Raw genomic sequence first — 26,053 nt, 5'->3', positions numbered from 1 at the left:
ATGAGTTGTTTTTTCCTATGGACTATTGTGTTTTTTTGTTGAGGTGAACGACGTATAAAATCAAGCATAACAAGCATAAAATCATCACGCTATAGCGGGATGTGAGTTGGAATGGAGTGTCAATTGCCCCAGATGATGAAATAACAAAGCTCGTAAACGAAGTAATTACGTAGGTTAATCCGCCCATTAGTCCGCCTGCAGTTCCAGAGTTGTTGGGGAAAGCGAGCATTGTGGTCGTGAAAAAATTGTTGAATAAAGTACCCGAACAGATGTGGATGAAGAATAAACCCATCATCAACAGATACAAATTCTCAACGTAATAGCTCACTGTTAGCAAGACGACTACCAAGGCAAGCTGAACGAAAATTGGACGCGTTGTGCGCTGTTGGAAAGACAGGTGCATTCGCTTTTTGCCAATGATTCCTCCTAACATCCACGAAAACCCCAACAAGAGCGTGCAATAGCCAATGACAATAGCATTTTGATTGAAGGTGTTTTCTATAATAAAAGGACCAGCAATATTGAAGATCATTACGATGGAATAACTCATTCCCAAGATGCAAATGCCCAGGATAAAGTTTTGATTGCTCAACATGATTTTATATAGCTGTAAAGTTTGACTCAAGTTGAATTTTTTCTTTTCAGCAATACTTTCTCCACTGATGAGTAGATCGAGGATAAACAGAACGACAGCATAGATAGAGAGGAAGTAAAAGTTGGCATGCCAAGAAAAAAGTGCATCGAGATAACCGCCTAAAAAGGGCGCTAGAATAGGACCACAGGACCAGACGACAGTAAAGTAACTCAGGTAGTGAATGCGTTGTTGTTCTTCATAAATATCCATAAAAATGGCACGGGTCGCTACCACTAAGATAGAGATTGCGATTCCCTGAACGACGCGCAAGAGGCAAATCAAAAAAATGTCGTTTGTAAGGGCAATAAGCGTACTGGATAGTGCTATGAATAACAAGGCAATAAGACGTGGTCTATATCGACCAATACTGTCTAGAATACTTCCGACAAAGAGCTGAGAAATTCCGTAGCTCAACAAATAACAGGTTAAGGTTAGCTGAACTTCTTTTTCTGTAATTGCCAAATCACTGGCCATGGACGGAAAAGAAGGCAAATAGATATCCGTTACAAATCCAGATAGAGGAATTGAACTAAAAGCTAAGATTGTTGCTAGCTTTTTTCTTTGGTTTGTAGCTTCTCTAAGCATAAGTGAATTGTTGTTTTAAGGCTACAAAAGTAAAAGAAGGGCGGTTGCACTACCTTAAAAAAGGCAAAGGTATAATTGTATTAATCAAAGAATTTTTAAAATTGATTTCGAAATTGCAAGGGCGTCATATGCACGTGTTTTTTGAAAAAGTGCGTAAAGTGTGAAGGTTGGTCAAATCCGAGGGTATAACCAACTTGCGCAATGTCCCAATCGGTATTGATTAGCAGATTTTTGGCTTCCAATAGCAGGCGATCGATCAAGTGTTGGGAGGTTGTTTTTCCCGTTGCTGATTTAATGGAGGCATTTAAGTGATTGACGTGCACATTGAGCTTGTTTGCGTAGTCAATAGGTCGACGTAGGGCAAGAGGATAGGCAGGGGAATCTAAGGGGAATTGTTTATTTAGCAATTGGTCAAATAAGCGAAATAGGCGCATAGAAGCATTTTGATCTTCTAGGGCAATATCCTCTACTTTTAGCTGTAGGGCTTGATGCAGCAATAAGGCTAGCAGGTTTCGGATAACCTCGTATTTCAACGGGTAGTTGGATTGTGCCATCGCGTACATTTGCTGAAAATAAGTGTGAGCAAGAGCTAATTCGTCTGGGGAAAGGAAAATTAAAGGCTTGCCCCATTCTTTGAATAAGGATGTTTTTTTAAACGACTCTAAGCTTCTGTTTTCGGTAAAGAATTCATAGTTAAACAGGCAGAAAAAACCTTCTTGTTTTTTTTCAATACACGTCCATGAGTAGGGGGTGGTTGGGCATGGAAGAAACAAGGCTGGTTGATTTATATGAATCGCATGTGAACCGTAGTGCAAGGTTCCACAACCGATAATCAAACCAACTTTGTAAAAGTCTCGTCGATTGTAAGGAGTAGTGAAACTGCAGTATTTGCGCATATTGATATTAAAATGAGACGCTCCAGTTTTGTACTCTCGAATGTTAAAAGCATAGTGTTCCGAAAGCGAATTGGAGGATCGTTCTTTGTAATAATCGGCAATGGTTTCTAAATCTTTACTCATGAAGTTGGCGTGTAAAAAGTAGCTGCAAAATTATAAAAATCAAATAAATAAAACAGCTATTCTAGGTTGAAAAGAAACGAAAAGAAGGCGTGTTTTTTGTAAAAAGAGCTTTTGTGGAAGTGAAAGTGTGGGGAGGCTATAGCTTTTGAACGAAGGATACAAGAAGAAAGCGCTATGAAATGGGTAAGGAAAGGATGAAAGTAAAAAGTGGAGATTATGAACTTTTTTTTTAACGGAGTATATATTTTGTTCGTAAAGCGATTGTTTAGGTAAAATATCGTTTTTTGTGATTAAAAGGTTGTTATTTTAGTGTTTTGGGTGTTAAAAAATCGTATGGATTGCCTTCTAATGTTTGCTACTTCACGCTTTTAGTCATGTTTATTCAACGGATAGCTTAAAAGTGGAATGTTTTTTGCTGTTGAAATAATGAGGAAGTAATGAGAATTTTTTTATGAAAGGAACGCACTACATAGAACAAAGTTGTGTTACTGCCATTTTCAAGTAAAGGAGTAATTAATTTCAATTTTTTTCAAATGGATAAGTTAGTTAAAGGTTTAGTGCTGTTGACTACCATCGCACTCATATTGAACCTATTTGATTTTTTTGTTTATGATCATGCTAATTGGATATGCTACGCTTTGTTGATCTTCAGCGGTGTATATTTTATTGTGCGGAAGTACCGATTGCGCAATGAGGAAAATTAACGGTTTGCGGTGAACTGTTTAGCAGTTAGAACCGGATAAACATATATAATTCAAATAATTGTATTCTTTTTCATTAAAAGATCATGTTTTTTTGCATCCTTTTGTTTTGGTGTAAAAAATTATACTTATTTTTATTCTGTTGCCTTGGTAAAAACACACATCTCCCATTTTGTTTTACCTATTTAAAAGAGCAATAGTTTGATGTCCTAAGACAAATTTATACCCTATAGTTACTAAATAGCAAAGCTGATGTAGTTGCCTTGACACGTGTTATGCATTAGTTTTATTCTCCCATTTTGCTATTTCTATAGGTATTATACAATCTTATTTTTTAATTCAACTGGTCTTGCTAGTTCTGCATGTCTAGTGCGATATAGCAGCCGTTGATGGACGATCTTATATGGATAGATCAGCCATTCGCGAAGGCTTATCTATATATTTTCTTGATCGAGAATAGACCGCATATATCGAGTAATGTCTCAAAACTTGACTCGTATTATTCAACTTAATTTTAATGCAAATGAAAGAATTACAACTTACCATTGAAACGATTGAAACGAAAGAGGTTTCATCTTTAGCAATTTCAGTTCCAACCTCCGTAACAGATATTTATGCTTGTTGCAGCTGTTGCTGTTGTTGCTAATACTAACGCTAGTGATACCTATCCATGGGCTAGGTATTGCTAGTTTTTAACCTATACAATGATGAACACAACGAAATGGAAAATTATTCAGGTCAATCCCGAGGAGTATGTCTTGCTTTCAGACTCGTCGACGATAAAAAAAATAAAGGGACAACAGGCTTGCGATTTGATTGCTGTATTGCGCGCCGTACAAGAAAAAAACTCCATTGATTCCCTGGTATTGGATCGCTGTCTTTCTTTTTTACAACAAGATAGAAAAGAGGATTTGCTTTCTTGGCTGATAGAAAATGAACTTATTGCACCTCACACTATAAAACAAGAATCTTATTTCATCGATATTATTGGCGAATTTGGGCATGACTTACAAGGGATATCTGCATTTGTCGCGGGCTTACCTGAGTCGATTTGCGTGTCTAATCTCTATAATTTATCGGATACGCCTTGCCCTGATTTCGATGAAGCGAGCGACAACAAAGCTCTCACACTTTTGATTGGGCCTTATTTTTACAATGCATCAACTGTTGCAAAAATCAGTGCCCTTCAGAAGAACGTGTCTACAGACTTTTTATTTGTGGAGTTTTATGCGAATGGAATGTTGATAGGTCCTTTAATGAACAGCGCTAAAGATACGGTTTGCCTGAGTTGCGTAGAAACGAGAAAGCTCTTTAATGCACTCAATCCCGAAGTGCTAATGGAACAAATCTGGGAGCAAGAACGAATACAGGATCACGTGATCTCGGTATTTGACATTGGTTCGTTTGGGGTGTACTCTTCCTTTGTTTACAATGAACTAAAGAAAGTGTTGTTCCGCAATAATAAAACGCTCTACAACAAGGCCACGTTTATCGATTTCAATCGATACAACAACCAGTTCTTTCGCGTGTTGAAATCGCCTTCCTGTTCGATTTGTAGTAACTTAGCACTTTATAATCCCTTATGATTCGCGCATTACACGGGGAGTTGGGGTTTTTGAATAAACCCGAACTACAAATAGCTCGCAATTTGTATTTGCCGGCTTCTTTACACGAAAGTGTGTGCTTTTCGGATCATTTATTCGTGATGAACAACAAGCGGGAATCAATCTCTGGTGGAGGAATAGCCTTCGATAAAGACCAAGCTTCTGTAGCAGCATTGGGCGAATACTTGGAGCGATATGCCTCTAGTTTTCAGTTAAAAGGCGCGTTGATTCACGGGACTTATAGGGCGTTAAAAGAACAGTACACCTGTTATCCACCCAATCGGATAACTTATTTTTCTGAGGAACAATATGGCGCATCACAATTCGCGTTAAAACGCTTAACGGAAAGCTGTGCCACCCACTGGATTCAAGGAGAAAACTACCTGACCCAAGAGGAAATGCTGTTGCCCTTTTTTATGGCTAATGTCGAAAATGTACAAGGCGACGGGCTGTATCACAAAAATACTTCCACGGGAACTGCTTGTCATACCAATCGTAGCACGGCTATTGAAGGTGGCCTATTGGAGTGTATTGAACGCGATGGATTTGCCAAGTTCTGGTATTTTCAACGCCAGAAGAAATACAAAAAGTACAGCCAAGCGTTTCTCCTCAACCATTTTAAAGCCGATGGAAGGATTCGGCAATTGTTCGAGAATAAACGGGTAAAGATTGTTACTTATGACTGTAGTGATGATGCCTTTTGCCCGACATTTGTCGTGTTTATTTTATTTAAAAAAAGAGGTAAAGTTTACCAAAGTATTGGGGCTGCTTCGCGTTTAGATAAAAAAGAAGCGCTGATAAAAGCAGTCGTGGAAGCGTATCAAGGGATTGAATATACGGAAGTTGCCTGTGAGAAGTTCCGAAATATCTTGTCTAGAGAGAAAATAAGCGCGTTTGATTTTTCAGAGATCGATTCGTTTAAAAAGCATTTCGCCTTGTATAATCTGTATCCCGAATTGGCTCATTTCGTTCCTCTGCTTTCAGATGTTCTTAGCGATGAGCACTATGCGACAACTTGGGAGGAGAAACACCCCCATCATCTGCAAGATCTGACAGCAACAGAACTGGTAAAAAAGGGAATCTCTGAGGTTTACATCGCTCATTTGAGCACGGTGGATACTTTACAGTTGGGATTTGAGGTCATTAAAGTCATTACCCCTCAACTCAATCTATTGACAGGGGATTTCAATTATCCTTATCTCGGGCTATTCGATCCAAATGAAGATTTATTTACTGATTTTCCACATCCATTTCCTTAATATAAAGTCTGTTATGAAACGATATATGAAATCCTTATCCGCCCTCTTGTTGTTGGGCGTGTTCTATTGCTCTTTTTGTTGTGTGGCAGCGTCCGTTGGACCTCGAGCAGAAAGTACACACGAACTAAAACAAGTAGAAGAAGTAAAAACCTGTGATAATACGGGCCATAATGAGAAAGTAGGAAGATTATCTCCTGAGCGGTATCTTCCTACTTTGTCAACTCAACGCACATCTTCCTATCAATTGAGCATGGATGCTGCAGTGCAAAAAATGTTTGACGAAAAAGAGGTACAGCCTGTTGTGGCACAATTAGCGAAGGTAGATGCCGAGCTTACGGGGTTTTATCAACACTATTGGAAAGCGTATTTGTACTACTATGAGGCAGCTTTTTATCAAGGGGTGATGCAGGATAAAACGAAAGCTGAAAAAATTATTGACATTGCTTTGGCGGAGCTTCAAGAGGAGGTATATGAGAATTCGGACTACTATGCGCTGTTGGCGATGTGTACCTCCTTTTCGATTCAGTATGTCAATATACTGAGGTTGGGCAAGGTCTCTGCTGATGTGATTGCGTACGGACAAAAGGCCTTGGCGTTGAACAAGGCGAATTTACGCGCCTATTTCGTTTTAGCTTCCCATAATTTTCACACCCCTAAGATGTTTGGCGGTATGGTAAAAGTAGAGGAATATGCACTAAAAGGGCTGTCTTGTCCGGATGAATTGGAATCTACTCCCCAAGCGCCATCATGGGGACGAGATCAATTGTATCAGCTTTTAGTGCACTATTACGAAAGTGAAGGGCGCACAAAAGACTTGGAGCTGTTAAAGAAAAATAACCCTCATTACGTGGAGAACCATGACTCATGAAGAAATTTTAAACCTGTTGTCTGAGCATCAACTCAGTATGTCCACACTTGATTTTCTCGAACAGGTTAAGTTTAAGAAATACGATATAGAAACGCTAGACAAATTTACTTTGATTGCCCATGTGAACAACAATCCTAGCTTGCAAAAAAAAATACATAACTCCTATTACGAGATGGGTTTTTGTCCGAGTTTTCCGCTTTTATTCACGCGTAATCCATCTCCTTCTTTTTTGAGCTTGGACCGACTGAATAAGAAGAGAAAAAGCACGCGTACGTTTACTGAACGGATATTGAGTTTTCAGGAGATCAGTAGTTTTATGCAGCTATTCTACACCTTGACTGGTTGTGAAACAGTTGATTTTAAAGGAACAACAATCACGCGACATAGGCGGAATATTGCTTCGGGAGGGGCGTTGTACCCCACAGAAATACATTTGGTTAACCATCGAAATGAAGAACTTCCCCTAGGTGTTTATCGCTATAATGTGATTGATTTTAAATTGGAACAGATTCAAGCCTTTGACACCCAAGAAAAAAAAGAAGGGTTTTATACTGCAATTATGCATTCTTCAACTGGGGCGATAGACTATGATAACGCGACAGCTTTTTTGGTTTTTTCTTCTATTTTGAACAAGCACTCCTTTAAGTACAAAGACTTTGGGGTCGTTTTGTCTTTATTGGAACTCGGAGAATTTGTCCATGCCGCTTATTTAGCTGCGGCAGCTTTGGATATTGGGTGTTGTTCTTTTGGCGGTTTTTTGAACAATCAAATGCACCAATTGCTAGAATTGAAAAATGGGTTGCACCAACCTTTTTTATGTATGGCAATCGGAACTAAAAAAGGAGAAGAAGATGAAACTTAATGAGATTTTGTGCAGGGAAGAGCAAGGGGAGTGCCTCTATCTTCAAATTAAAAACGGATCCCACTTGATTAAATTGTCCAAAATTGAATTTGAAATCATTGCCTATTACACCCAAGTTCTGAATAAACAAGCTGTCATTCAGTTTTTTAGCGATCAATTGAAAATTTCAGAAGAGCAATTGGATGCGCTGTTAGGGAAGGCAAAGCAAACCAAATTATTGGTGGATTTGGAGGAGGGAACAGGGGCTAGAGTATTTGCTTTTGGATGCAAGCGCAGAAAGGCGATTTTGGAAGTATGTACGGTCGACTTTACGCATACGCGTTTAGAGCGCATCGCAGCACACAAAAAGGTGCAAAGGTTTGTCCTCTTTACCTTGGGAACCATAGTTGTTGCCGTTGGTTTGTTAGTGTTGCTATACCCCTTTTCATTTGTTGAACACTATAAGAAAACGCTTTATTTGGTTCCCTATTCTTTTAGTCAGCTGCTTCTGTTTATTTACTTAGGCGTGTTGATTAGCATTGGTATACACGAGTTTGGACATTACTTTTTTTACAAGCGCTATAACGGAAAAGGTTCTGTTTTTGGATTTGGCTTATTGTTTTTTATTCTTCCTGTCATGTACAATAAACTGTATATCAGTCTGGTAGATCGTAGGTCACATCGCATGTTGATTCACAGTGGTGGATTTATATTTGATGTTTTGTTTTCCTTGGCGATTATAGGAGGTATTATCTTATTGAAAGATCGTGCACCTGTGTTGGTGTTTATGGGATACTCTATGTTAATTTCGATCTGTATTCGCTCTTTGTTTAACTTGAATGTGTTTTTACCCCAAACGGATGGTTATTTTGTTTTGAGTGATTGCTTGAAAACCGATCAGTTGTTTCAAAAATCATCGGTGTTTTTTATGCGTTTATTAAAGGATAAACCCAGTGTAAGATCGGTTGGTTATGGTTTGTTTTTTGTGTTGAGTTGCTTGTCAATCGCTGGGGCGTGGTTGTTTTTTGCGATGCCATTATTCTTGTTGCTGTACTATGCTTTTTCTGCCTAAAAAGCTAGTAGGCTATTGTTGGGTGTGTTGTTTTTTCTTGCAGGCGCATGCCCAAGAGGGAATAGGGGATACATTGCCAAACGCACTCCATGAAATTGTCATCGTCAATAAAAACTCAATTGCAGAGAAGTATGCGAGTATTCGGTTAAACAAGATGGATGTATACTTTAATCCTGCTTCTAGTGGGGATCCATTGAAGGCAATTGTCATTTTGCCCTTTTCTACCAACACGACAGAAAGTGCGAATCCTGTTTTGAGAGGAGGTCAAGCGGATCAGTCGAGGGTATATCTCAATGGGGCGCCTATTGTAAATCCCGTTCGGAATACACAAGAAAATGGGTTTGGTAATTTTTCGTTGTTTAATGCTGAAATGATAGACAATCAAGAAGTGTATGCGAGTAATCCACCTTTGACCTATGGAAATTCGAGTGCAGGGATTGTGTCTATTGAAACGACAAAGGAACTGGAACGAGATTCATATCAGGTGGTCGCTGCCTTATCCTCCGTGGGGCTACAAATGAATAAAAAAATAACGGCAAAGGATTTTTTTCAACTGTATGGCAATTTTCAATTTGGCGATGGGCTTAAAGCAGTTAACAAAGGGAGTCTGGCAGATTTAAACGCCTTTCAGTCGATTGATGCTGGGATGAGTGTTAGCATTATCCTCACACCTGCGCTTAGGTGGAATAGCTATACGTATGGCATTGATGAACGTTATAATGCCTTGAAGTATCAGCTGTCATATCGAGCTAATGCTCAAGCAGATCAAAAAAGGGGTTTTACAGTGAATACACTGACGTATAACACAGCAAAATCCCTATTTAGACTGGTGAGTCTTGCGGATTGGAGTCAGGCTTCATATCGCTTTAAAACAATTGATGCTGAAACGAAAACCACCCAGGTATTTCTTGGTATTTCACATAAGTACCGGATTAATTATGGATGGAATTTTCAATATGGCGTTGATCTCAACCTGAGTAAATACGGTTATGATGAGGTAAGACCTTTGCATTACTATGCCTTAGCAGCCAATCAGCCGACGCAAAAGTTGAGAGAAACACGCTCGCTTACTGCGGCAGAACTCTATGCCTATACCGATTATAAATTTAGTAATCAGCTGGGAATTTCATTGGGTATGCGCAAAAATATTAAGCCCAAAGGTGAAGATTTCAATTTCTTTAGCTATCAGTTTTCAGGTTTTTACAAGTGGAATGCTTTTCACCGATTTATTTTTGGCCTTGGCAATTACACTAGTTACGCCACACCGAACTATTACGATCACCAAATACACTTGATCAATAGTAAGCAACTCGCCCTTGACTACTATTACGAACGTGGAAATACAACCCTTACCGGTGGAGTTTTTCTAAAAGAAGACAAGGGGACCACTCAGCTATCGCCTATAGAGCAAGGAAAAGATCAGCGGATGATTGGAATTGAAGGGTCGTTTACTCAATCTGTGAATCGGTTTTTATCGCTTGTTTTGTCAAATACTGTTTTACATCGTACTTATGCGGTTAATGGTGTTGATACGAAAAATTGGATGTATTTCACCAAAGCGCAACTAACCTATGCCAATCCGACGAATTTTACGGCATCACTGGTTTGTACAACACATACAGGGGAACGGTTTACCCAGTTGAATAACAGTGTATTTGATACACAAGATAATGTATTTATCCCCCTATTGACCACCTATGATAACGGAAAATTAAATCAGTATTTCCGCCTTGATTTGACCGTGAATAAACTTTTTCCATTGGGAAAACACTACCTAGTTGTCTATTGTTCAATCGTTAATATACTCAATCGAAAAAATGAAAAAACACCCTATTATACAGAGGATTACCACCGTGTTTTCTTTCAAAACTTTCAACGACGTGTGGTGTATTTTGGGTTACAAGTTAGGATCTAAGTTAGTTTACAAAAAAAACGCCATCGATGTCGATGGCGTTTTTGCTATAAAGATAACGAGGTATTAATTTTCAAGGTATGCTTCAATTGGAGCACAAGAACAAATTAAGTTTCTATCCCCATAAGCATCGTCAATACGACGTACGGTTGGCCAGAATTTATTTTGAGCTACATATTCTAATGGATAAGCGGCTCTTTGTCTTGAGTATGGTAAATCCCAATTATCTGCAGTTAATAAAGCTAAAGTATGCGGTGCATTCTTTAATTCATTTACTGGATTTTCAATCGTTGCATTTTCAATTTCTTGACGGATAGCGATCATCGCATCACAGAAACGGTCGATTTCTGCTAAACTTTCACTTTCAGTAGGTTCAATCATCAAAGTACCAGCAACAGGGAAAGAAACCGTTGGTGCGTGGAAACCGTAATCGATTAAACGCTTAGCGATATCTGTTACTTCAATTCCCTTTTCTTTGAATTCACGTACGTCAACAATCATTTCGTGTGCTGCACGTCCTTTCTCACCAGTATATAAAATAGAGTAGTGTTCTTCCAATCTAGATTTCATATAGTTCGCGTTAAGGATAGCGGTTTGGGTTACTTTTTTCAAACCATCAGTTCCCAACATAGAGATGTAACCATAAGAGATCAAACATACTAATGCAGAACCGTATGGAGCAGAAGAAATAGAGGTAATTGCATTTTTACCTCCCACTTTTACTAATGGGTTAGAAGGCAAGAATTCAACTAGGTGTTCTGCCACACAGATTGGTCCAACTCCAGGTCCACCACCACCGTGAGGAATAGCAAATGTTTTGTGTAAGTTTAAGTGACATACGTCAGCACCAATAGAAGCAGGGTTAGTAAAACCAACTTGAGCATTCATATTTGCACCATCCATGTATACTTGTCCGCCATTATCGTGGATAATTTGTGTAATTTCCATGATAGCAGATTCGTACACACCATGTGTTGAAGGGTAAGTTACCATCAAACAAGAAAGGTTGTCTTTGTGTAATTCTGCTTTTTCTCTCAAGTCAGCCACGTCGATATTTCCTTCAGGAGTTGTTTTAGTCACAACCACTTTCATTCCCGCCATTGCAGCAGAAGCAGGGTTTGTTCCGTGAGCAGAAGCAGGGATTAACGCGATATTTCTTTGGAAATCTCCTTTTGAATGGTGGTAAGCGCGAATAGCCATTAATCCAGCGTATTCACCTTGAGCACCAGAGTTTGGTTGAAGTGTTGTTCCAGCAAAACCAGTAATAACATTCAATTTTTGCTCTAAGTCAGTTAACATTTCGATATATCCTTGTGCTTGATCTAGTGGAGCAAAAGGGTGGATATTATTCCATTGACCATTGCTCAATGGAAGCATTTCAGCTGCAGCGTTCAACTTCATGGTACAAGATCCAAGAGAAATCATCGACTGATTTAATGCTAAATCTTTGCGTTCTAAGCGCTTGATGTATCGCATTAACTCTGTTTCAGAGTGGTAGCTATTAAATACGTCGTGTTCTAAGAATTTAGAAGTACGCTTTAATTTTGCAGGGTAATTGATTGCTTCTTCGTTTAAAGCTGTTACAGTAAAAGCTTCTTTTCCTGTAGCTTGAGCGAAGATGGCAATAATGGTATTGATATCGTTTACGTTTGCTGTTTCGTTTAATGAAATAGAAATCGTGTTTGCGTCGATATAGTAGAAGTTTACCTTATTTGCTTCTGCAATTGGTCTAACTTTAGCAGCGTCTGCTTTTACAACGATAGTGTCGAAGTAAGCCGTATTGGTTTGTTCGATTCCCAATTTTGCTAAGCTTTCAGCAACTGTATTGGCTTTAGCATGAACTTGATTGGCGATAAAACGCAATCCGTTTGGTCCGTGGTACACCGCGTAGAAGCTCGCCATAACGGCTAATAATACTTGAGCGGTACAGATGTTAGACGTTGCTTTTTCGCGTTTAATGTGTTGCTCACGTGTTTGTAGCGCCATACGTAAAGCTCTGTTTCCATCAGCATCTTTAGAAACACCGATGATACGACCTGGCATACTGCGCTTGTACTCTTCTTTTGTTGCGAAGAAACCAGCGTGAGGACCACCAAAACCTAGTGGAATTCCAAATCGCTGTGTTGTTCCTACAACTACGTCAGCCCCCATTTCTCCAGGAGAAGTTAAGGTTACTAACGACAAGATATCCGCAGCAACCGCTACTTTAATATCTTTTGATTTTGCTGTATTGATAAAGTCAGCATAATCGTATACTTGACCGTATTTTCCAGGGTATTGTAAGATTGCTCCAAAGAAATCTTCTGAGAAATCGAATGCTTGGTGGTCACCCACAACTAATTCAATTTCGAAAGGGATAGCACGCGTTTGTAAAACAGAAAGTGTTTGAGGTAAAATTTCTTCAGAAACGAAGAATTTTAACGCGTTGTTTTTCTTTTGATCTCTTGTGCGAACATCGTATAATAACATCATCGCTTCAGCTGCTGCTGTACCTTCATCTAAAAGAGAAGCATTAGCGATTTCCATTCCTGCTAATTCAATAACAGTTGTTTGGAAGTTTAATAAAGCCTCTAAACGACCTTGTGCAATCTCCGCTTGGTATGGCGTGTAAGCCGTATACCAACCAGCGTTTTCAAATACGTTGCGAATAATAGGAGCAGGGCAAACCGCTTCATTATATCCTAATCCAATAAACGAACGAAAGATTTTGTTTTTGTTTCCTAAGTTCTGAATATAAGATAAATACTCATATTCCGTCATTGCAGGAGCAAGATCTAAATCTTGTTTTAAGCGAATTGAAGTTGGAAAAGTTTCATCGATTAATTGTTCAATGTTGTCAACTTTTACAGTTTTCAACATTTGTGCCACGTCCTCAGCACGAGGGCCAATGTGTCTTAAAGCAAATGCATTTGTTTTCATTTGGGCAAAATAATAAGTTGTGTATAAGCACACAAAAATAACCATAAATCTGAGATAAATTGAGTATATTCCTAGTAATTTTGTTAATCGAATTATTCAGCCCTTTTTGGTTAAAAAAATAAGGATGGGAAAAGCCCTTACAAAAGTATTTGATTTTTATCTCAAAGCGAGTGTACACGTTTCTTTCGCCGTGTTTGCATTGGTCCAAATGACCTTCTATTTCTGTCGATTGCCCTTCGATTGGACGGTATCTTTACTAGCCTTTTCAGGCACGTTGTTTTCCTATAATTTTATAAAATATGCGGATTTTGTTGTGGCACATCGACATAGCTTGTCTAGAAAAATGAAAGCAATCATTGGAATAAGTGTGGTAGGATTATTGGTAGGCATCGTTTGTTTTTTCTTTTTGAATTACTTGGCCCAAGTCGTTACCCTCTCCTTGCTCGTCCTTGCAGTGCTCTATGCTGTTCCCATTTCTAAGCACATTCCCAACCTTCGAAATTTGTCGGGTTTAAAGGTTTATATCGTTTGTTTGTGTTGGGCTACCGTTACTTTAATTATTCCAATTCTCCATGCAAATCTCGAACTCTCCCTCGACATATGGATTAAATTCCTTCAGCGTTTTCTCTTGGTTCTCATCCTCATTGGAATATTTGAAATCGTAGATTTACAATATGATGAGAAGTACCTCAAAACAATCCCCCAACTGTTGGGTACCCAAAAAACAAAGTGGTTGTTGGCAGGATTGACTATTCCCTTTTTTGTGATTGAATTTTTTAAAGTCGGTTTTCAGCCTATACAAGCGTGGAATAGTTTTATTATTGTCTGTATAGTTTTGATTTTTATTCTGTTAGCCTCACCTAAACGCAGCGCTTATTTTAGCTTGTTTTGGGTAGAAAGTGTTCCCCTTTTTTGGTGGTTCTTGGTTTTGCTAGAAGGATAATTCAAGCCACTTAAAAGAAAAACAAACCTGAATCTTTTTGCGTTTGATTTTTAGCTGTGTCTAAAAAAATGTATATTTGTACGAATAAAAACAACAAAGATGATACAACTTGTAAATGACGTTCAAGCAAACGGAAATGTAGTTTTCGTTTTAGGTAATGATAACACTGTTGAAGTTCCCGCTCTATTAAATGACTTTGTACAAGCATTTGAAGCAGGAGAAAAAGAAGAAGATTTTGCAAAAATTGGAAATCAATATTTCTTTTTTGTAAAAGAGAATACCAATTTAGAGAAAATGCGTTTGGCAGGATTCAATATCCGCAAGCAGTTAGATAAAAAATCAGATTCCCTTGTTGTAGTTGGAAATGGAGAAGCGACTTTGGCATTGACAGAGGGAATTGCACTTTCAAATTATCAATTCTTAAAATACTTCAAAGAAGGAGAATCAATGAAGTACGCTTTAGAAACGATTGAAGTAAAAGGAAACTTTGAGGCTAAGCAAATCAGTGATTTGAATCACACAATTAAAGCGGTTTACTGGGCGCGTACTATGGTCAATGAGCCTGTTAGTTTTTTGACAGCTACACAATTAGCTAAAGAAATTGAAGTATTGGGGAATGAAGCTCAGTTCTCAGTAAAAGTATTGGGGAAACAAGAAATTGAAGCCTTGAGAATGGGTGGTTTATTAGCCGTTAATAAAGGGTCTGTAGAGCAGCCAACCTTCACAATTATGGAGTATAAGCCTGCGAATCCAATCAACAAAAAACCAATTGTTTTAGTTGGTAAAGGAGTAGTTTACGATACAGGAGGATTGAGTTTAAAACCAACAGCAGGATCGATGGACTCTATGAAGAGCGATATGGGGGGAGCAGCTTGTATGGCTGGTACTATCTATGCAGCTGCATTGAATCAACTAAACGTGCATATAATAGGTCTAATCCCTGCAACAGATAACCGCCCGGGAGGAGATGCCTATGCACCTGGTGACGTGATTACAATGTATGATGGCACAACGGTTGAAGTATTGAATACAGATGCTGAGGGACGTATGATCTTAGGTGATGCGATCGCTTATGCTACACAATATGAGCCTGAAGTTATTATTGACGCCGCAACCCTAACAGGAGCAGCGCTAGTTGTAGCTGGAGATATCGCTTCTTGTATTATGGGGAATGACGAAAAAACAATGCAAGCCATTGTAGCTTCTGGATATAAAGTACACGAGCGTTTAGCTCAATTGCCATTCTGGGATGACTATAAAGATTTGTTGAAATCGAACGTAGCTGATATGAAAAATATCGGTGGACGTTTTGCTGGAACTATTACAGCAGGTAAATTCTTAGAGCACTTCGCAAAAGCACCCTATGTGCATATCGATATTGCAGGTCCAGCTTGGATGGATGCACCAAGAGATTACAAAGGAAACGGAGGAACAGGAAGTGGAATCCGTACTTTAGTTGATTTCTTAACCAATTATCAAGCCTAATTTTTTATATTTGACGATAGAAAAGCAGTAAATGTTGAGTTTACTGCTTTTTTTATTTAGAGATGGGAAACCGAAACACAGTGTAGGTTCATCGAACACTAAGGCCTATATAAAATCAGTGAGATATAGGGGGAATTTTTAAAACTAAAAACAATCGAACAAAGAATAAACCGCATAAAACATAAGAACATGCAAAATATAGCTATCGAATTCCAAGCCGTTACCCCAGAAAACATGCAGGTTATCCGACCTTTAGCGGAGAAAATTTGGCAGAAGACATACGGACCTTTACTCGATCCTGCTCAAATTGATTATATGTTGCCCATGATGTATAGGGATGAACGCATTGTCAAGGAAATCCAAGACGGGTATCGTTGGGAATTATTTGTGGTTGATGGGCAAGTATTAGGGTATCTCGATTATAAATTAATGGAAGATAATCGCGTATTTTTATCAAAAATATACTTAGATACCGATCAACAACAGAAAGGATTGGGAAAACTAATGTTGGATCACGTAATCGAATATGCTGCTGGAAATAAAGCGGATGCGGTTTATTTAACAGTGAATAAACACAACGCCAAAGCCATTGCTTTTTACGAGCGAAATGGCTTCCACTGTATTGAGTCGAAAACCTTTGATATTGGAGAGGGCTACGTGATGGACGATTACATCTACCAATTAAGCTTGTAAAGATGAAAAGTGCATCGCGTTTTGCAGCCTTTCTTTGCTGTCTTTTTTATACAATAGGTCAAGCACAGGAAGTTATCCCATTTAAAATGAATGGGCATTACAATATCTTAGTTGAGGGAATCATTAATCAAAAAGATACGGTTGATTTAATGTTTCAACTTGCAATGCAAGAAGCTTCTTTAGCGCCTAATCGAATGCATCCAGTGAAATCTGTAGTCTTTGATACCACTGAGTTTCCAGAGGGATTGAGTAAAGGCAATCGCATTCAAGTTGGAAGAACGAGTGTAGAACCCATTTGGATTTGGGACAACGAATACACAGGAAATGGGGCTGAAGGTAAAATTGGTACGCAATTGTTTGGCGATCACATCGTCAAAATCAATTATGATATGTCTCAATTTGAACTATATGACACACTTCCAGCGACCACTGATTTTATTCGCTTGCCTTTAGAACAAAAAAATGGGCAGTTATTTGTTGAGGTAGTAAGTACAGTGGAAGCAAAAGAAATACAGATAAAAGTGTTGTTACAATCGGGCTTTTCAGGGGCTCTTTTGTTTAATAATCACCTTGCGGATGAATACCATTTAGCTGATGTACTCCCTCGATTAGAAGAAAAAACAATGCTGAATGCAGCGGGTCAAAAGCTGACAAGTTTAGTCTGTGAAATACCTGCTATAACGGTAGGAGGTATACGCTTTGAAAAGGCTACCGTTCAGATGTTTACAGGAGAAATCAAAAATCAAACTACTAGCTATATTGGAGCAGATCTTATCCATCGATTCAATTGGATAATCGATAAAAAAGGAGGCTATGCTTATATCCAAAAGAATAAATATTTTGAGGATCCCTATTACTTTGCAAGAAAAAACTAAGAAATTAAAATCCATTCAAGACAAAAGAGGGTGTCCCAAGAGGTCACCCTCTTTTGTCTTGTATAAAACTAGACTTTTTGCCCCGTCCTGAAATAAAGAGACACAATTTGTACAGGAATCGGATGATTCACCATTGCTTCAATGTTGTAGTAGTTTTAGAGCAGCTTATTAGACAGTTTCTTTTCTGTTTGTATGTAGAACTATATTTATTTCGTAAAGCGAAAAAAATAATTAGTTAAAAATGTAAAGCTTACTTTGCAATATTGTAAAGTAAGCTTTACATTTGTGCTAACTAATAACTACTAACTAATGAAACAATTTCCGTTATTCCCTCGTTATTTTAGATGGATTGCCTTAGGTCTTATCTTGTTGTCTATTGTATTGATTTTTGCATTAAAAGATCACATAGGTGAGTATCGCGTTCAGGCCAAGGCGATATCAATTAACATGTTTAATTTAAGTTTGTTTATCTATTTTTTCACGCGACGCAAAATTGACGATGAGATGTTTGTCGATATGCGATTAAAGGGAATGGCTGGTGGGATTCTCTATATGATTATTGGTATATTTGTTACTGCAATCTGGGATATTGTTGATCCAGGGGAAATGCAAGACAAGGGAGCTGCAGGACGTATCTTAGAAGGAATGATTTTTGTTAATTTTATTTTCGAAGCACAGTATCAAAAATTAAAACGAAGTTTAGATGACGAATAAGGTAAAGGAGGAGCGCCTACGTTGCTATTTGACCCAACAAGACTTAGCAGATGCTATTCAAGTATCTAGGCAGACCATTCATTCGATTGAGTCAAACCGATACGTGCCCTCTACAATTTTAGCTTTGAAACTCGCGCGAATATTGAAGGTTAGGGTAGAAGAGTTGTTTATTTTAGAAGAAACGGATTGATTATTATTCTTATTTAGTTTAAATAATTTCGTATCTTAGCCCGACAATATAAATACAATTACAATGAGTACAGATACACTTAACCCAAACTTCGATCAGCATAAAGTAAAGCCAAAAGCGCCTAAAGTTGAAGAACTAATTAACGAGTGCAAATCAGTGATGATTGCTTCAATCAATGAAGACGGTTCACCACTAGTAAGTACAGCTCCGTATTCGAGAGTTGGGAATGAGTTTCAAGTTTTGGTATCTTTCATGGCGAAGCATACAAAGAACTTAAGAGATCGCAAAAAAGTATCTTTTATGTTTGTAGAAGATGAGAGTTCATCAAAACAATTATACGCTAGACACCGTTTAACAATTGAAACAGAAGCGGAATTAATCGCAAAAGAGAATCCGTTATACGACCAAGCGATGGTTGATTTAAGAGAGAGACATGGAAAAGTAATCGAGGTTTTAGGAAATTTAGAGGACTTTATCATGTTCAATTTAAAGCCAATCAAAGGATCTTATGTAAATGGATTCGGAAGCGCTTATTTTGTAGATGAGAATTTACAGGTGATTGAGCACAGACATGGTGCCCATGGTCAGCATAACGTAGATGTAAAAAAATAATGTACACTTAGTGTTGAAATAAGAAAGTCTTTGGTCATTGACCAAAGACTTTTTTTATTTTATGTTTCCTTCTGTTTACTAAAGACAATTACTAAGGTGACGGATAGCAACACAAAGAACAAGCCTAATGCAGCCATCCAATTAAAGAATTCTCCAAAGAACAGCGTGCCGATTAAAACAGCGACAACAGGTTCCATAGACCCTAAAATAGAGGTAATTGTTGAACCTGCGTGTTTCACAGCCAATACCAAGCACAAATCAGAGATAAACGTAGCGAAGACGCCCAATAGAATTAAATTCACCCAATCTGCTCTCAAAGAAATAGGTTCTATTCCCGTGGTGAGTACGGCATAAAAAAAGAAAATCAAACAGCCCATCAGTAAAACGTAAAACGTTAGGGAATCGAAGTTCATATTGGAAATTCTCGATTTGTTCAATCCTACAATATAAAGCCCATAGGTGAAGATAGTTAAGGCAGATAAAATCAACCCGCTGAATAAGGCTGGAGATGCTTCTCCATGCCAACACATCATTCCAACGCCCAAAAGAGAGAGAAGAGAAGCAATGAGCAAGACCATTGATTTTTTTTCCTTGAAGAAAACAATCATAATGATACTGACAAAAAGGGGATATAAAAAGTGAACGGTTGTCGCCAATCCACTAGCAATGTATTCATATGAGTCGACCAAAAACTTGGCGGTTGCGGCATAGAGTAAAGCCAAGAAAAAGACGACTGCTAAATCCTTAATAGAAACTTTTAAACTTGTTTTTTTGTAGAGACAAACTGCTCCCATGGTAGCAGATGAAAACAAAAAGCGATAGAACAAAATGGTCGGTATGCCGATAGCCGCCACTCCTTCAGGTCGCAAGCTCGGTACTAGTAGTGGCAGCGAAAACAGCGGAACCAAACCAAATGTACCCGAGGAAATCAATGCGAATAAAACTCCTTTTAGGTTTTTCATTTTAAATATTAGTTTACGTATTAAAAATTCCGCGCAAAGATACAGCTTCTGTTTGGGGAGTATATGCCTCAAAAAACAATTGCCAAGATCGTAATATGTAGCAACTTTGCTTAAAACCTGTGCTGTTTTTCCTTCAAATAAAAATCAACTCCCTAAAGGATATCTGAATATAATCCGAATTGATTAATCGAATGGCCTACTTCTAGTGTGTGTACTATGTTGGAAAAAGACGTATTTTTACGGCTTCCGTTTCCTTTTTAATTTTGTAGCGTATGAAATCTCTCCTTGGTATTTGTCTATTCTTTATTATGTTTATCAGCACTTGTTTTGCACAGCCCTTGACGGATTGGCAAGTGGAAAACTTGAAAGGTAAAGTCAAAACGCTAACGAGTATCGATCAGCCTCAGGATGGCAATGAAGCAAAAAAAGAAGTGATTTATTTCGATGAAAGTGGATTTTTCACCTATAAAATAGTGTATCGCGGAACACGAGCAGAAGGGGATGCGATGCCCGTAGATTATACCAAATTAGGTGAACTTCAGTATTTTGAATACCAAAACGATCAACGCCATGCGATGAGTCTAAATGCAGATGGAACTAAGGCAACGGATATTGTACAACTGTGGACTAATGCGCATATGTGCGAATTTACCTATATCTATTTTAATAAACCCGACAATAAAGGGAGCATGAGCTTGTCTTTTTCCAATCAAAATAAGGTACGCTCGATACACTTACTTATTTCGAATAAGGAAAATGGCGAAGTTCAACTAGAAACAAAGTCGCTCCATCAATACGATGCTCAGGGGTATGAAGTTCAACTAGAACAAAAAACACTGCAACCCTATGGAGATACTCGGGTATTGACCTTTCGAAATACCGTTTTTGACTCTCAGGGTAATATTGCTGAGAAACGAGTCTACGATGAAAACAATCAGCTGTGGAGTAAAACGACTTTTACTTATGAATACTACGAGTAGATCCGGTAGCATATAAAAGAAAAAACTTAACAGTGAATTAAAGCCAAAAGCATACTTTACCTCTACATTTGCTTGCATCAATCCATAAATGCAGATGCCCATGGTAAGCCATGCTAATGATTTTGATCACATCTTTCAAAAACACTGGGCTGAATTATACAGTTTTGCCTATAATGTGGTACGCGAAAAAGCCATCGCGGAAGATATCGTACAAGAAGTTTTTATCGATTTTTGGAATCGACAAGTCAGAGTCGAACACCCGCGCGCTTATTTGTTTCAGGCGATTCGAAATCAATGCGCCAAATCGTTGTACAATCGCCGTTTTGATTCGGTTCAGGTAGAGAAAATTGTCGGTTTAGTTCCGGATTTGGAAGACCTACCCGATGAAGATATTAAGACCCTCTTATTGGATGAAATCGAAAAAACAGCAACCGCCGTTTTACCCGATCGTTGCTTGTTGATTTTTAAAATGCGTTTTTATGAGCAACGCACCTATAAGGATATTGCTCATAATCTAGGGATTACCGAGAGTACCGTAGAAAACCAAATCAACAAAGCCCTAAAGTTATTAAGAGAATCTACCTCTTATATAGCGGATATCTCAGAGGCTATATGGATGATAACCCTCTTTAGTATTACCTAATTGTTTTGTAGTTTATCTAATCGTTAAGCCTTGTTTTTGGCGTAGGGGAAAGGGGGTGTTTCCCGTACTTCATTATAGTATTAGATCACAAGACTATAATGTATAAAAAATTTAAAACACTTTTATTGAAGTACCACAAAGGAACAGCTTCCTCAACGGAAGAAACTATAGTGGATCAATTTTTTAATGCGCTGCAAGTAGGTGGAGTTACAGCAGAAGAAACAAGACGAGATAGATCGCTATACCATCGTTTACATCGCGCACTACCCCATCAAACTAAACCAACTATTTTTAGAACAGCAGTCTTACGCTATACCGCACTTGCCGCTTGTTTGGCAGGAATTGGACTATTGTATTTTTTTGTTTTTGCACATCCAGAACCTCAATGGATAACGAAATCTGCCCAAAAAGGAGAGCAAATCGTTTTTCACCTGAGTGATTCTACTTTGGTGTATCTCAGTGGTGGAAGTTCATTACAATATCCCGCTCAATTTGAAGAAAATCAACGTATTGTTCAATTAAATGGCGAAGCTTTTTTTGAAGTAAAACGAACGCATTCTAAGCAATCTTTTCAAGTAAAAAGTGAGAACTTACATGTAAAAGTATTAGGGACAAAGTTTAATGTTAACGATGTAAAAGGAGAAACGATTAGTGTGAGTGTACACGAAGGAAAAGTTCAGGTGAGTGATGTCGAAGAAACGAAGAAGGTAATTCTACATGCAAATGAAAAAGTAGATTTTCTAACCAATCAACAACAATTTAAAGCTTATGCGATGGAAAAACAAGATTTAGATCAATGGCATAAGGGGAATTTAAAATTTAGACAAGCAAACATTCATGAGGTTATTCATGTGCTCAATAGAAGGTTAAACACCAAAATTAGGTGGAAAGGACAGGCAGTACCTACCTTGACCATATCTGGAGATTTTAAATACAATAGCATAGAGGAAATATTAAACAGTTTGAACTTTTTGTATGGAATATACCATGTGCAAAAGACAGATGGAACCATTGAAATAAGCGTAAAATAGAAAAAAACCTGCCTATAGTTGCAGCTATAAACAGGTCGATTATTTAAGTATCAACAAAATATTGATTAACCAAAAACCAAAGATAATAAAATGTATCTAAAATTATTTAAAAGTAGGAATATATCCTATCAAAAATGGATGTGTGTCCTAACGTTGAGTGGCACGTTCGGCACGGGGATTTACGCACAGCAAAATGCTATACTTCTAACAGGGGATGCTGATGGGCTGTCAATAGAAGAAGTTTTTGAAGATGTCAAAAAGCAAACCAATTACACAGTAATGGCCTCTGACGAAGTGTTGAAAACGAATAAGAAAATTGCTATTGCAGTAAAAGACCGAAACATTACCGATGTGTTAGATCAGGTCTCTAATGAATATGGATTGACCTACCAGATATCGGGTACGACAATCTCAGTAAAAGAACAACAAAACCACCAATTAATTAAAGGAGTGGTGAAAGATAAGGACGGCTTTACTGTACCAGGAGCAACTGTAACGATTAAGGGAACTGATAAAGGAGTTGCAACAGATGTTAATGGGGCATTTAGTATTACGGCAAACGTGGGGGTTGATGACATAGAAATTTCCTTTATTGGGTACAAAACTCAAATTGTACGAGCAGCGCAAAATATGAATATTATCTTACAAGATGATCAAACGAGTTTAGATGAAGTCATTGTTACAGCTTTGGGAATAAAACGAGAAGAAAAGCGCCTAGGGTATGCACAAGAAACAGTCAATGCGGAAAAATTAGCTACAGCAGTTGCAAATAACTGGTCTAGTGGATTAAAAGGAAAAGTTGCGGGGTTAAACATCGCTTCGGGAGGAACGGGACCTATTAACTCTCAACGTATTCAATTGAGAGGGAATACTTCTTTAGATGCCAGTAAAAACTACGCATTGATTGTAATTGATGGTGTGCCTATGGATCAGGAGATTAACTCAAATGGCTATAACAGTGCAGCATTTGGTAACGACTCTCCCGTAGATAATGGAAACGCTATTTCTGATTTGAACCAAGATGATATTGAAAGCGTAACAGTTCTAAAAGGACCAACGGCAGCGGCCTTGTATGGATCAAGAGCGGCAAATGGTGCATTGATTATCACCACTAAATCTGGAAAGAAAAACGATAAATTTGGAATCACTTATAATAGTTCAATCGCTTTTGATGTTATCAATAAATGGCCGGATTACCAGTATGAATACGGGCAAGGATCTGGTGGGTATTTCGATAAAAATGGGGAGGCCTATTATTCTTTCGGAAACTCTGCGGATGGACCAGATACAGGAAACCATCCTGAGGCTTGGGGACCGCGATTCCAAGACCAATACTTTTATCAGTATGATCCATTAACTCAGGGACAAACTGCTGAACGCACCTTGTGGAGACCTTATAAAAATAATAGAAAAGACTTCTTTGATACGGGAATTACTATAAATAATGCGGTTGCTTTTCAAGGTGGAAACGACAAAGGTTCCATGCGTTTAAATATTTCACATACTGATAACAAGTGGATTGTTCCTAATACAGGCTATAAAAAATATGGTGCGTCCTTCAATGGTAATTATCAGATTTCAGATCATATCAAATTATCCGCCGTCATGAATTACAACAACAGAAAGAGTGATAATTTACCTGTTCTAGGATATAATAACGGTTCCTTGGCTTATTTCATGATGTTCTTATTGCCTAATGTGGATATTAATTGGTATAAACCCACGTGGAAAGTAGGTAGAGAAGATAGAGAACAATTAAATCCTTTTTCTCCATGGTCGAGTAATCCCTATTTTATTACCAACGTAGATCAAAATACACTAGACAGTAATCAGTTTATCGGAAATGTAAAAGCAGATATTAAATTGACCGATAAGTTAGATTTTATGGGACGTTTGGCTATCAATAATCTAACACAATTTAGACAGACAAAACGTGGTTTTTCGAGCAAACGCCATGCAGAAGGTTTCTATGCGCGTCAAGATATATCAAGTAGAGAAATTAATGCTGATTTCTTATTAACTTATAGAGATAAGATTTCAGAAGCCTTGGATTATCAAGTGATGGCGGGAGCTAATCACATGTCATATACACATCGAAACTTGAGAACTTCGGTAGATGCTCTAGTAGTTCCTGGAGTTTATAAGCTCTCCAATGGTGTAAATAATCCTATTGTCAATACCTCAGATGCGTTGAAAAAAGTAAACAGCTTCTATGGTATGATGACATTTGGTTACAACAACTTTTTATTCCTAGACGTTACTGCTAGAAATGATTGGTCTAGTACATTACCTAGCGGAAATAATTCGTATTTCTATCCTTCCGTGAGTGCAAGTGCAATTCTGTCGGATATGTTTGTACTACCCACAACAATAGATTACTTAAAATATAGGGTGTCTTTTGCTAAAGTAGGAAGTGATACCGACCCTTATCAAATATCGAAATATTATGCGCAAAGTAATTTTCCAAGTTCAGCAACTATGCCAAGTACGCTGTACAATGCCGATTTGAAACCAGAAATTACTTCGAGTTGGGAAACAGGTTTGGAAATGAAAATGCTTCAAAATCGTTTGGGATTTGATGTCACTTTTTACAATTCAGATACTAAAAATCAAATATTGGTCTTACCAATGGATATTGCAGAAGGGTTTAGCTCTCAAGTGATCAATGCAGGAAAAGTAAGGAACAAAGGTTTAGAACTCGTTTTACATGGTACGCCAATTAAGAGCGGAGATTTTACATGGAATGTTTCTGCCAACTGGTCTACGAATAAAAATGAAGTACTAGAGCTAAAAGACAATTTGGAGGAACAAGTGTTAGCTACGGTAGTTAATGGCCGATTAATTGCTAGAGTTGGTGGAACAACGACTGCTCTATATGGACGCAATTTTATGCGTAGCCCAGAAGGGCAAATCATTTATAATAATGGAGTTCCTGTTCTAAGTGATGATCCTGAGTATATTGGTGATGTAGCGCCCAAATGGAAAGCAGGTTTAGTTAATACATTCAAATACAAAAATTGGCATTTTGGAGTGACGGTTGACGGATCTTATGGAGGAAAAATATACTCACATACCCATCACAAAGCCACAGAAGCAGGGCAGCTAAAGCATACACTCAAAGGACGTGAACAAGGAGAAATAATCGGGGAAGGTGTTGTGCTCCAGTCAGATGGTAGCTATGCACCGAATACAACCCCTATACGTGTAGACAATTACTACAGAAAATACTATGAATATCAGAATGTGGAGTCTAATACGTTTGACGCTTCTTTCTTGAAAATTAGAGAACTCTCTCTAACGTATGCATTTACTAAAAAACAATTGAAGCGCTTGGGACTAGAAGGCTTAAGCCTAACGGTATACGGACGTGATTTAAAAACGTTTACTGATTTTCCGATTTACGATCCGGAAGCCGCAACAATGAATGGTAGCGTAATTGTTCCTGGTATGGAAACAGGACAAATGCCTTCCACAGCTTCGTATGGTTTTAATCTAAAAGTAGAATTTTAAT

21 protein-coding genes are annotated in these 26,053 nt (G+C 38.1%); 17 read left to right on the top strand and 4 right to left on the bottom strand.

Annotated features, from left to right (window positions below; translation table 11 throughout):
* Positions 1–22: 22 nt before the first annotated feature.
* Together HX062_RS06590 and HX062_RS06585 are read right to left on the bottom strand one after the other, a co-directional pair.
* Positions 23–1,219: an MFS transporter gene (locus HX062_RS06590; protein WP_286466859.1), complete on the bottom strand. Its 1,197-nt coding sequence runs from the start codon at positions 1,217–1,219 to the stop codon at positions 23–25.
* Between the two features lie 95 nt (positions 1,220–1,314).
* Positions 1,315–2,238, bottom strand: coding sequence for a helix-turn-helix domain-containing protein (locus HX062_RS06585; protein WP_182627124.1), 924 nt, complete (start codon positions 2,236–2,238; stop codon positions 1,315–1,317).
* A 1,405-nt stretch (positions 2,239–3,643) separates the two neighbouring features.
* On the opposite strand from HX062_RS06585, the gene HX062_RS06580 reads away from it, so the two are divergent.
* The 6 genes from HX062_RS06580 to HX062_RS06555 are packed head-to-tail and all read left to right on the top strand — an operon-like array spanning position 3,644 to position 10,498.
* The gene (locus HX062_RS06580; RefSeq protein WP_255492409.1) at positions 3,644–4,525 is read left to right on the top strand and encodes a hypothetical protein; all 882 of its coding nucleotides are present in this window, start codon (positions 3,644–3,646) and stop codon (positions 4,523–4,525) included.
* The gene (locus HX062_RS06575) at positions 4,522–5,802 is read left to right on the top strand and encodes a YcaO-like family protein (protein WP_182627122.1); all 1,281 of its coding nucleotides are present in this window, start codon (positions 4,522–4,524) and stop codon (positions 5,800–5,802) included. Before HX062_RS06580 ends, HX062_RS06575 begins: the two co-directional genes overlap by 4 nt.
* 13 nt (positions 5,803–5,815) lie before the next feature.
* Entirely contained in the window at positions 5,816–6,670 is an 855-nt protein-coding gene (locus HX062_RS06570) for a hypothetical protein (protein ID WP_182627120.1), read from the top strand.
* Complete coding sequence (locus HX062_RS06565) at positions 6,660–7,532, top strand: SagB/ThcOx family dehydrogenase (protein WP_286466856.1); 873 nt, start codon at positions 6,660–6,662, stop codon at positions 7,530–7,532. Before HX062_RS06570 ends, HX062_RS06565 begins: the two co-directional genes overlap by 11 nt.
* On the top strand, positions 7,522–8,583 hold the full coding sequence (locus tag HX062_RS06560; RefSeq protein WP_286466855.1) for a zinc metalloprotease: 1,062 nt from the start codon (positions 7,522–7,524) through the stop codon (positions 8,581–8,583). The genes HX062_RS06565 and HX062_RS06560 overlap by 11 nt, the downstream gene beginning before the upstream one ends.
* Positions 8,567–10,498, top strand: coding sequence for a TonB-dependent receptor plug domain-containing protein (locus HX062_RS06555; RefSeq protein ID WP_286466854.1), 1,932 nt, complete (start codon positions 8,567–8,569; stop codon positions 10,496–10,498). The genes HX062_RS06560 and HX062_RS06555 overlap by 17 nt, the downstream gene beginning before the upstream one ends.
* Positions 10,499–10,561: 63 nt before the next feature.
* Here HX062_RS06555 and gcvP read toward each other — a convergent pair whose 3' ends face one another.
* Positions 10,562–13,414, bottom strand: coding sequence for an aminomethyl-transferring glycine dehydrogenase (gcvP, locus tag HX062_RS06550; protein ID WP_286466853.1), 2,853 nt, complete (start codon positions 13,412–13,414; stop codon positions 10,562–10,564).
* A 124-nt stretch (positions 13,415–13,538) separates the two neighbouring features.
* Between gcvP and HX062_RS06545 the strand changes: the two genes are divergently transcribed.
* The 7 genes from HX062_RS06545 (at position 13,539) to HX062_RS06515 (ending at position 18,926) form a co-directional block, all read left to right on the top strand.
* A complete protein-coding gene (locus HX062_RS06545) occupies positions 13,539–14,357 on the top strand; it encodes a UbiA prenyltransferase family protein (protein WP_286466852.1) in 819 nt (272 codons plus the stop codon).
* 99 nt (positions 14,358–14,456) lie between these two features.
* Positions 14,457–15,842, top strand: a complete 1,386-nt coding sequence (locus HX062_RS06540; protein WP_182627110.1) for a leucyl aminopeptidase family protein — start codon at positions 14,457–14,459, stop codon at positions 15,840–15,842.
* 189 nt (positions 15,843–16,031) lie between these two features.
* Complete coding sequence (locus HX062_RS06535) at positions 16,032–16,535, top strand: GNAT family N-acetyltransferase (protein ID WP_286466850.1); 504 nt, start codon at positions 16,032–16,034, stop codon at positions 16,533–16,535.
* 2 nt (positions 16,536–16,537) lie between these two features.
* Positions 16,538–17,410: a hypothetical protein gene (locus HX062_RS06530; protein ID WP_286466849.1), complete on the top strand. Its 873-nt coding sequence runs from the start codon at positions 16,538–16,540 to the stop codon at positions 17,408–17,410.
* A 309-nt stretch (positions 17,411–17,719) separates the two neighbouring features.
* Complete coding sequence (locus HX062_RS06525) at positions 17,720–18,124, top strand: hypothetical protein (RefSeq protein ID WP_286466847.1); 405 nt, start codon at positions 17,720–17,722, stop codon at positions 18,122–18,124.
* Positions 18,114–18,314 (top strand): helix-turn-helix transcriptional regulator, encoded by a 201-nt coding sequence (locus HX062_RS06520; RefSeq protein ID WP_182627102.1) that lies wholly within the window; start codon positions 18,114–18,116, stop codon positions 18,312–18,314. Before HX062_RS06525 ends, HX062_RS06520 begins: the two co-directional genes overlap by 11 nt.
* 63 nt (positions 18,315–18,377) lie before the next feature.
* Positions 18,378–18,926, top strand: coding sequence for a HugZ family pyridoxamine 5'-phosphate oxidase (locus HX062_RS06515; RefSeq protein ID WP_182627099.1), 549 nt, complete (start codon positions 18,378–18,380; stop codon positions 18,924–18,926).
* Between the two features lie 59 nt (positions 18,927–18,985).
* Here the strand turns inward: HX062_RS06515 and HX062_RS06510 are convergent, their stop codons facing one another.
* On the bottom strand, positions 18,986–19,888 hold the full coding sequence (locus tag HX062_RS06510) for a DMT family transporter (RefSeq protein WP_286466846.1): 903 nt from the start codon (positions 19,886–19,888) through the stop codon (positions 18,986–18,988).
* A 272-nt stretch (positions 19,889–20,160) separates the two neighbouring features.
* Between HX062_RS06510 and HX062_RS06505 the strand changes: the two genes are divergently transcribed.
* The 4 genes from HX062_RS06505 to HX062_RS06490 all read left to right on the top strand — a co-directional run bounded on the left by HX062_RS06505 (position 20,161) and on the right by HX062_RS06490 (position 26,052).
* Positions 20,161–20,868, top strand: a complete 708-nt coding sequence (locus HX062_RS06505) for a hypothetical protein (protein ID WP_286466845.1) — start codon at positions 20,161–20,163, stop codon at positions 20,866–20,868.
* A gap of 94 nt (positions 20,869–20,962) precedes the next feature.
* The gene (locus tag HX062_RS06500) at positions 20,963–21,511 is read left to right on the top strand and encodes an RNA polymerase sigma factor (protein ID WP_286466844.1); all 549 of its coding nucleotides are present in this window, start codon (positions 20,963–20,965) and stop codon (positions 21,509–21,511) included.
* Between the two features lie 98 nt (positions 21,512–21,609).
* Positions 21,610–22,542 (top strand): FecR family protein, encoded by a 933-nt coding sequence (locus tag HX062_RS06495; RefSeq protein WP_286466843.1) that lies wholly within the window; start codon positions 21,610–21,612, stop codon positions 22,540–22,542.
* A 90-nt stretch (positions 22,543–22,632) separates the two neighbouring features.
* Positions 22,633–26,052 carry a SusC/RagA family TonB-linked outer membrane protein gene (locus HX062_RS06490; RefSeq protein WP_286466841.1) on the top strand — a complete coding sequence of 1,140 codons (3,420 nt, stop codon included), beginning with the start codon at positions 22,633–22,635 and terminating at the stop codon, positions 26,050–26,052.
* Position 26,053 lies beyond the last annotated feature (1 nt).

The sequence above is a fragment of the Myroides sp. DF42-4-2 genome (genome assembly GCF_030326445.1).
GTDB lineage: Bacteria > Bacteroidota > Bacteroidia > Flavobacteriales > Flavobacteriaceae > Flavobacterium.
Note: the sequence above shows the minus strand (reverse complement) of the source record. Positions and strands in the feature narration are given on the sequence as shown.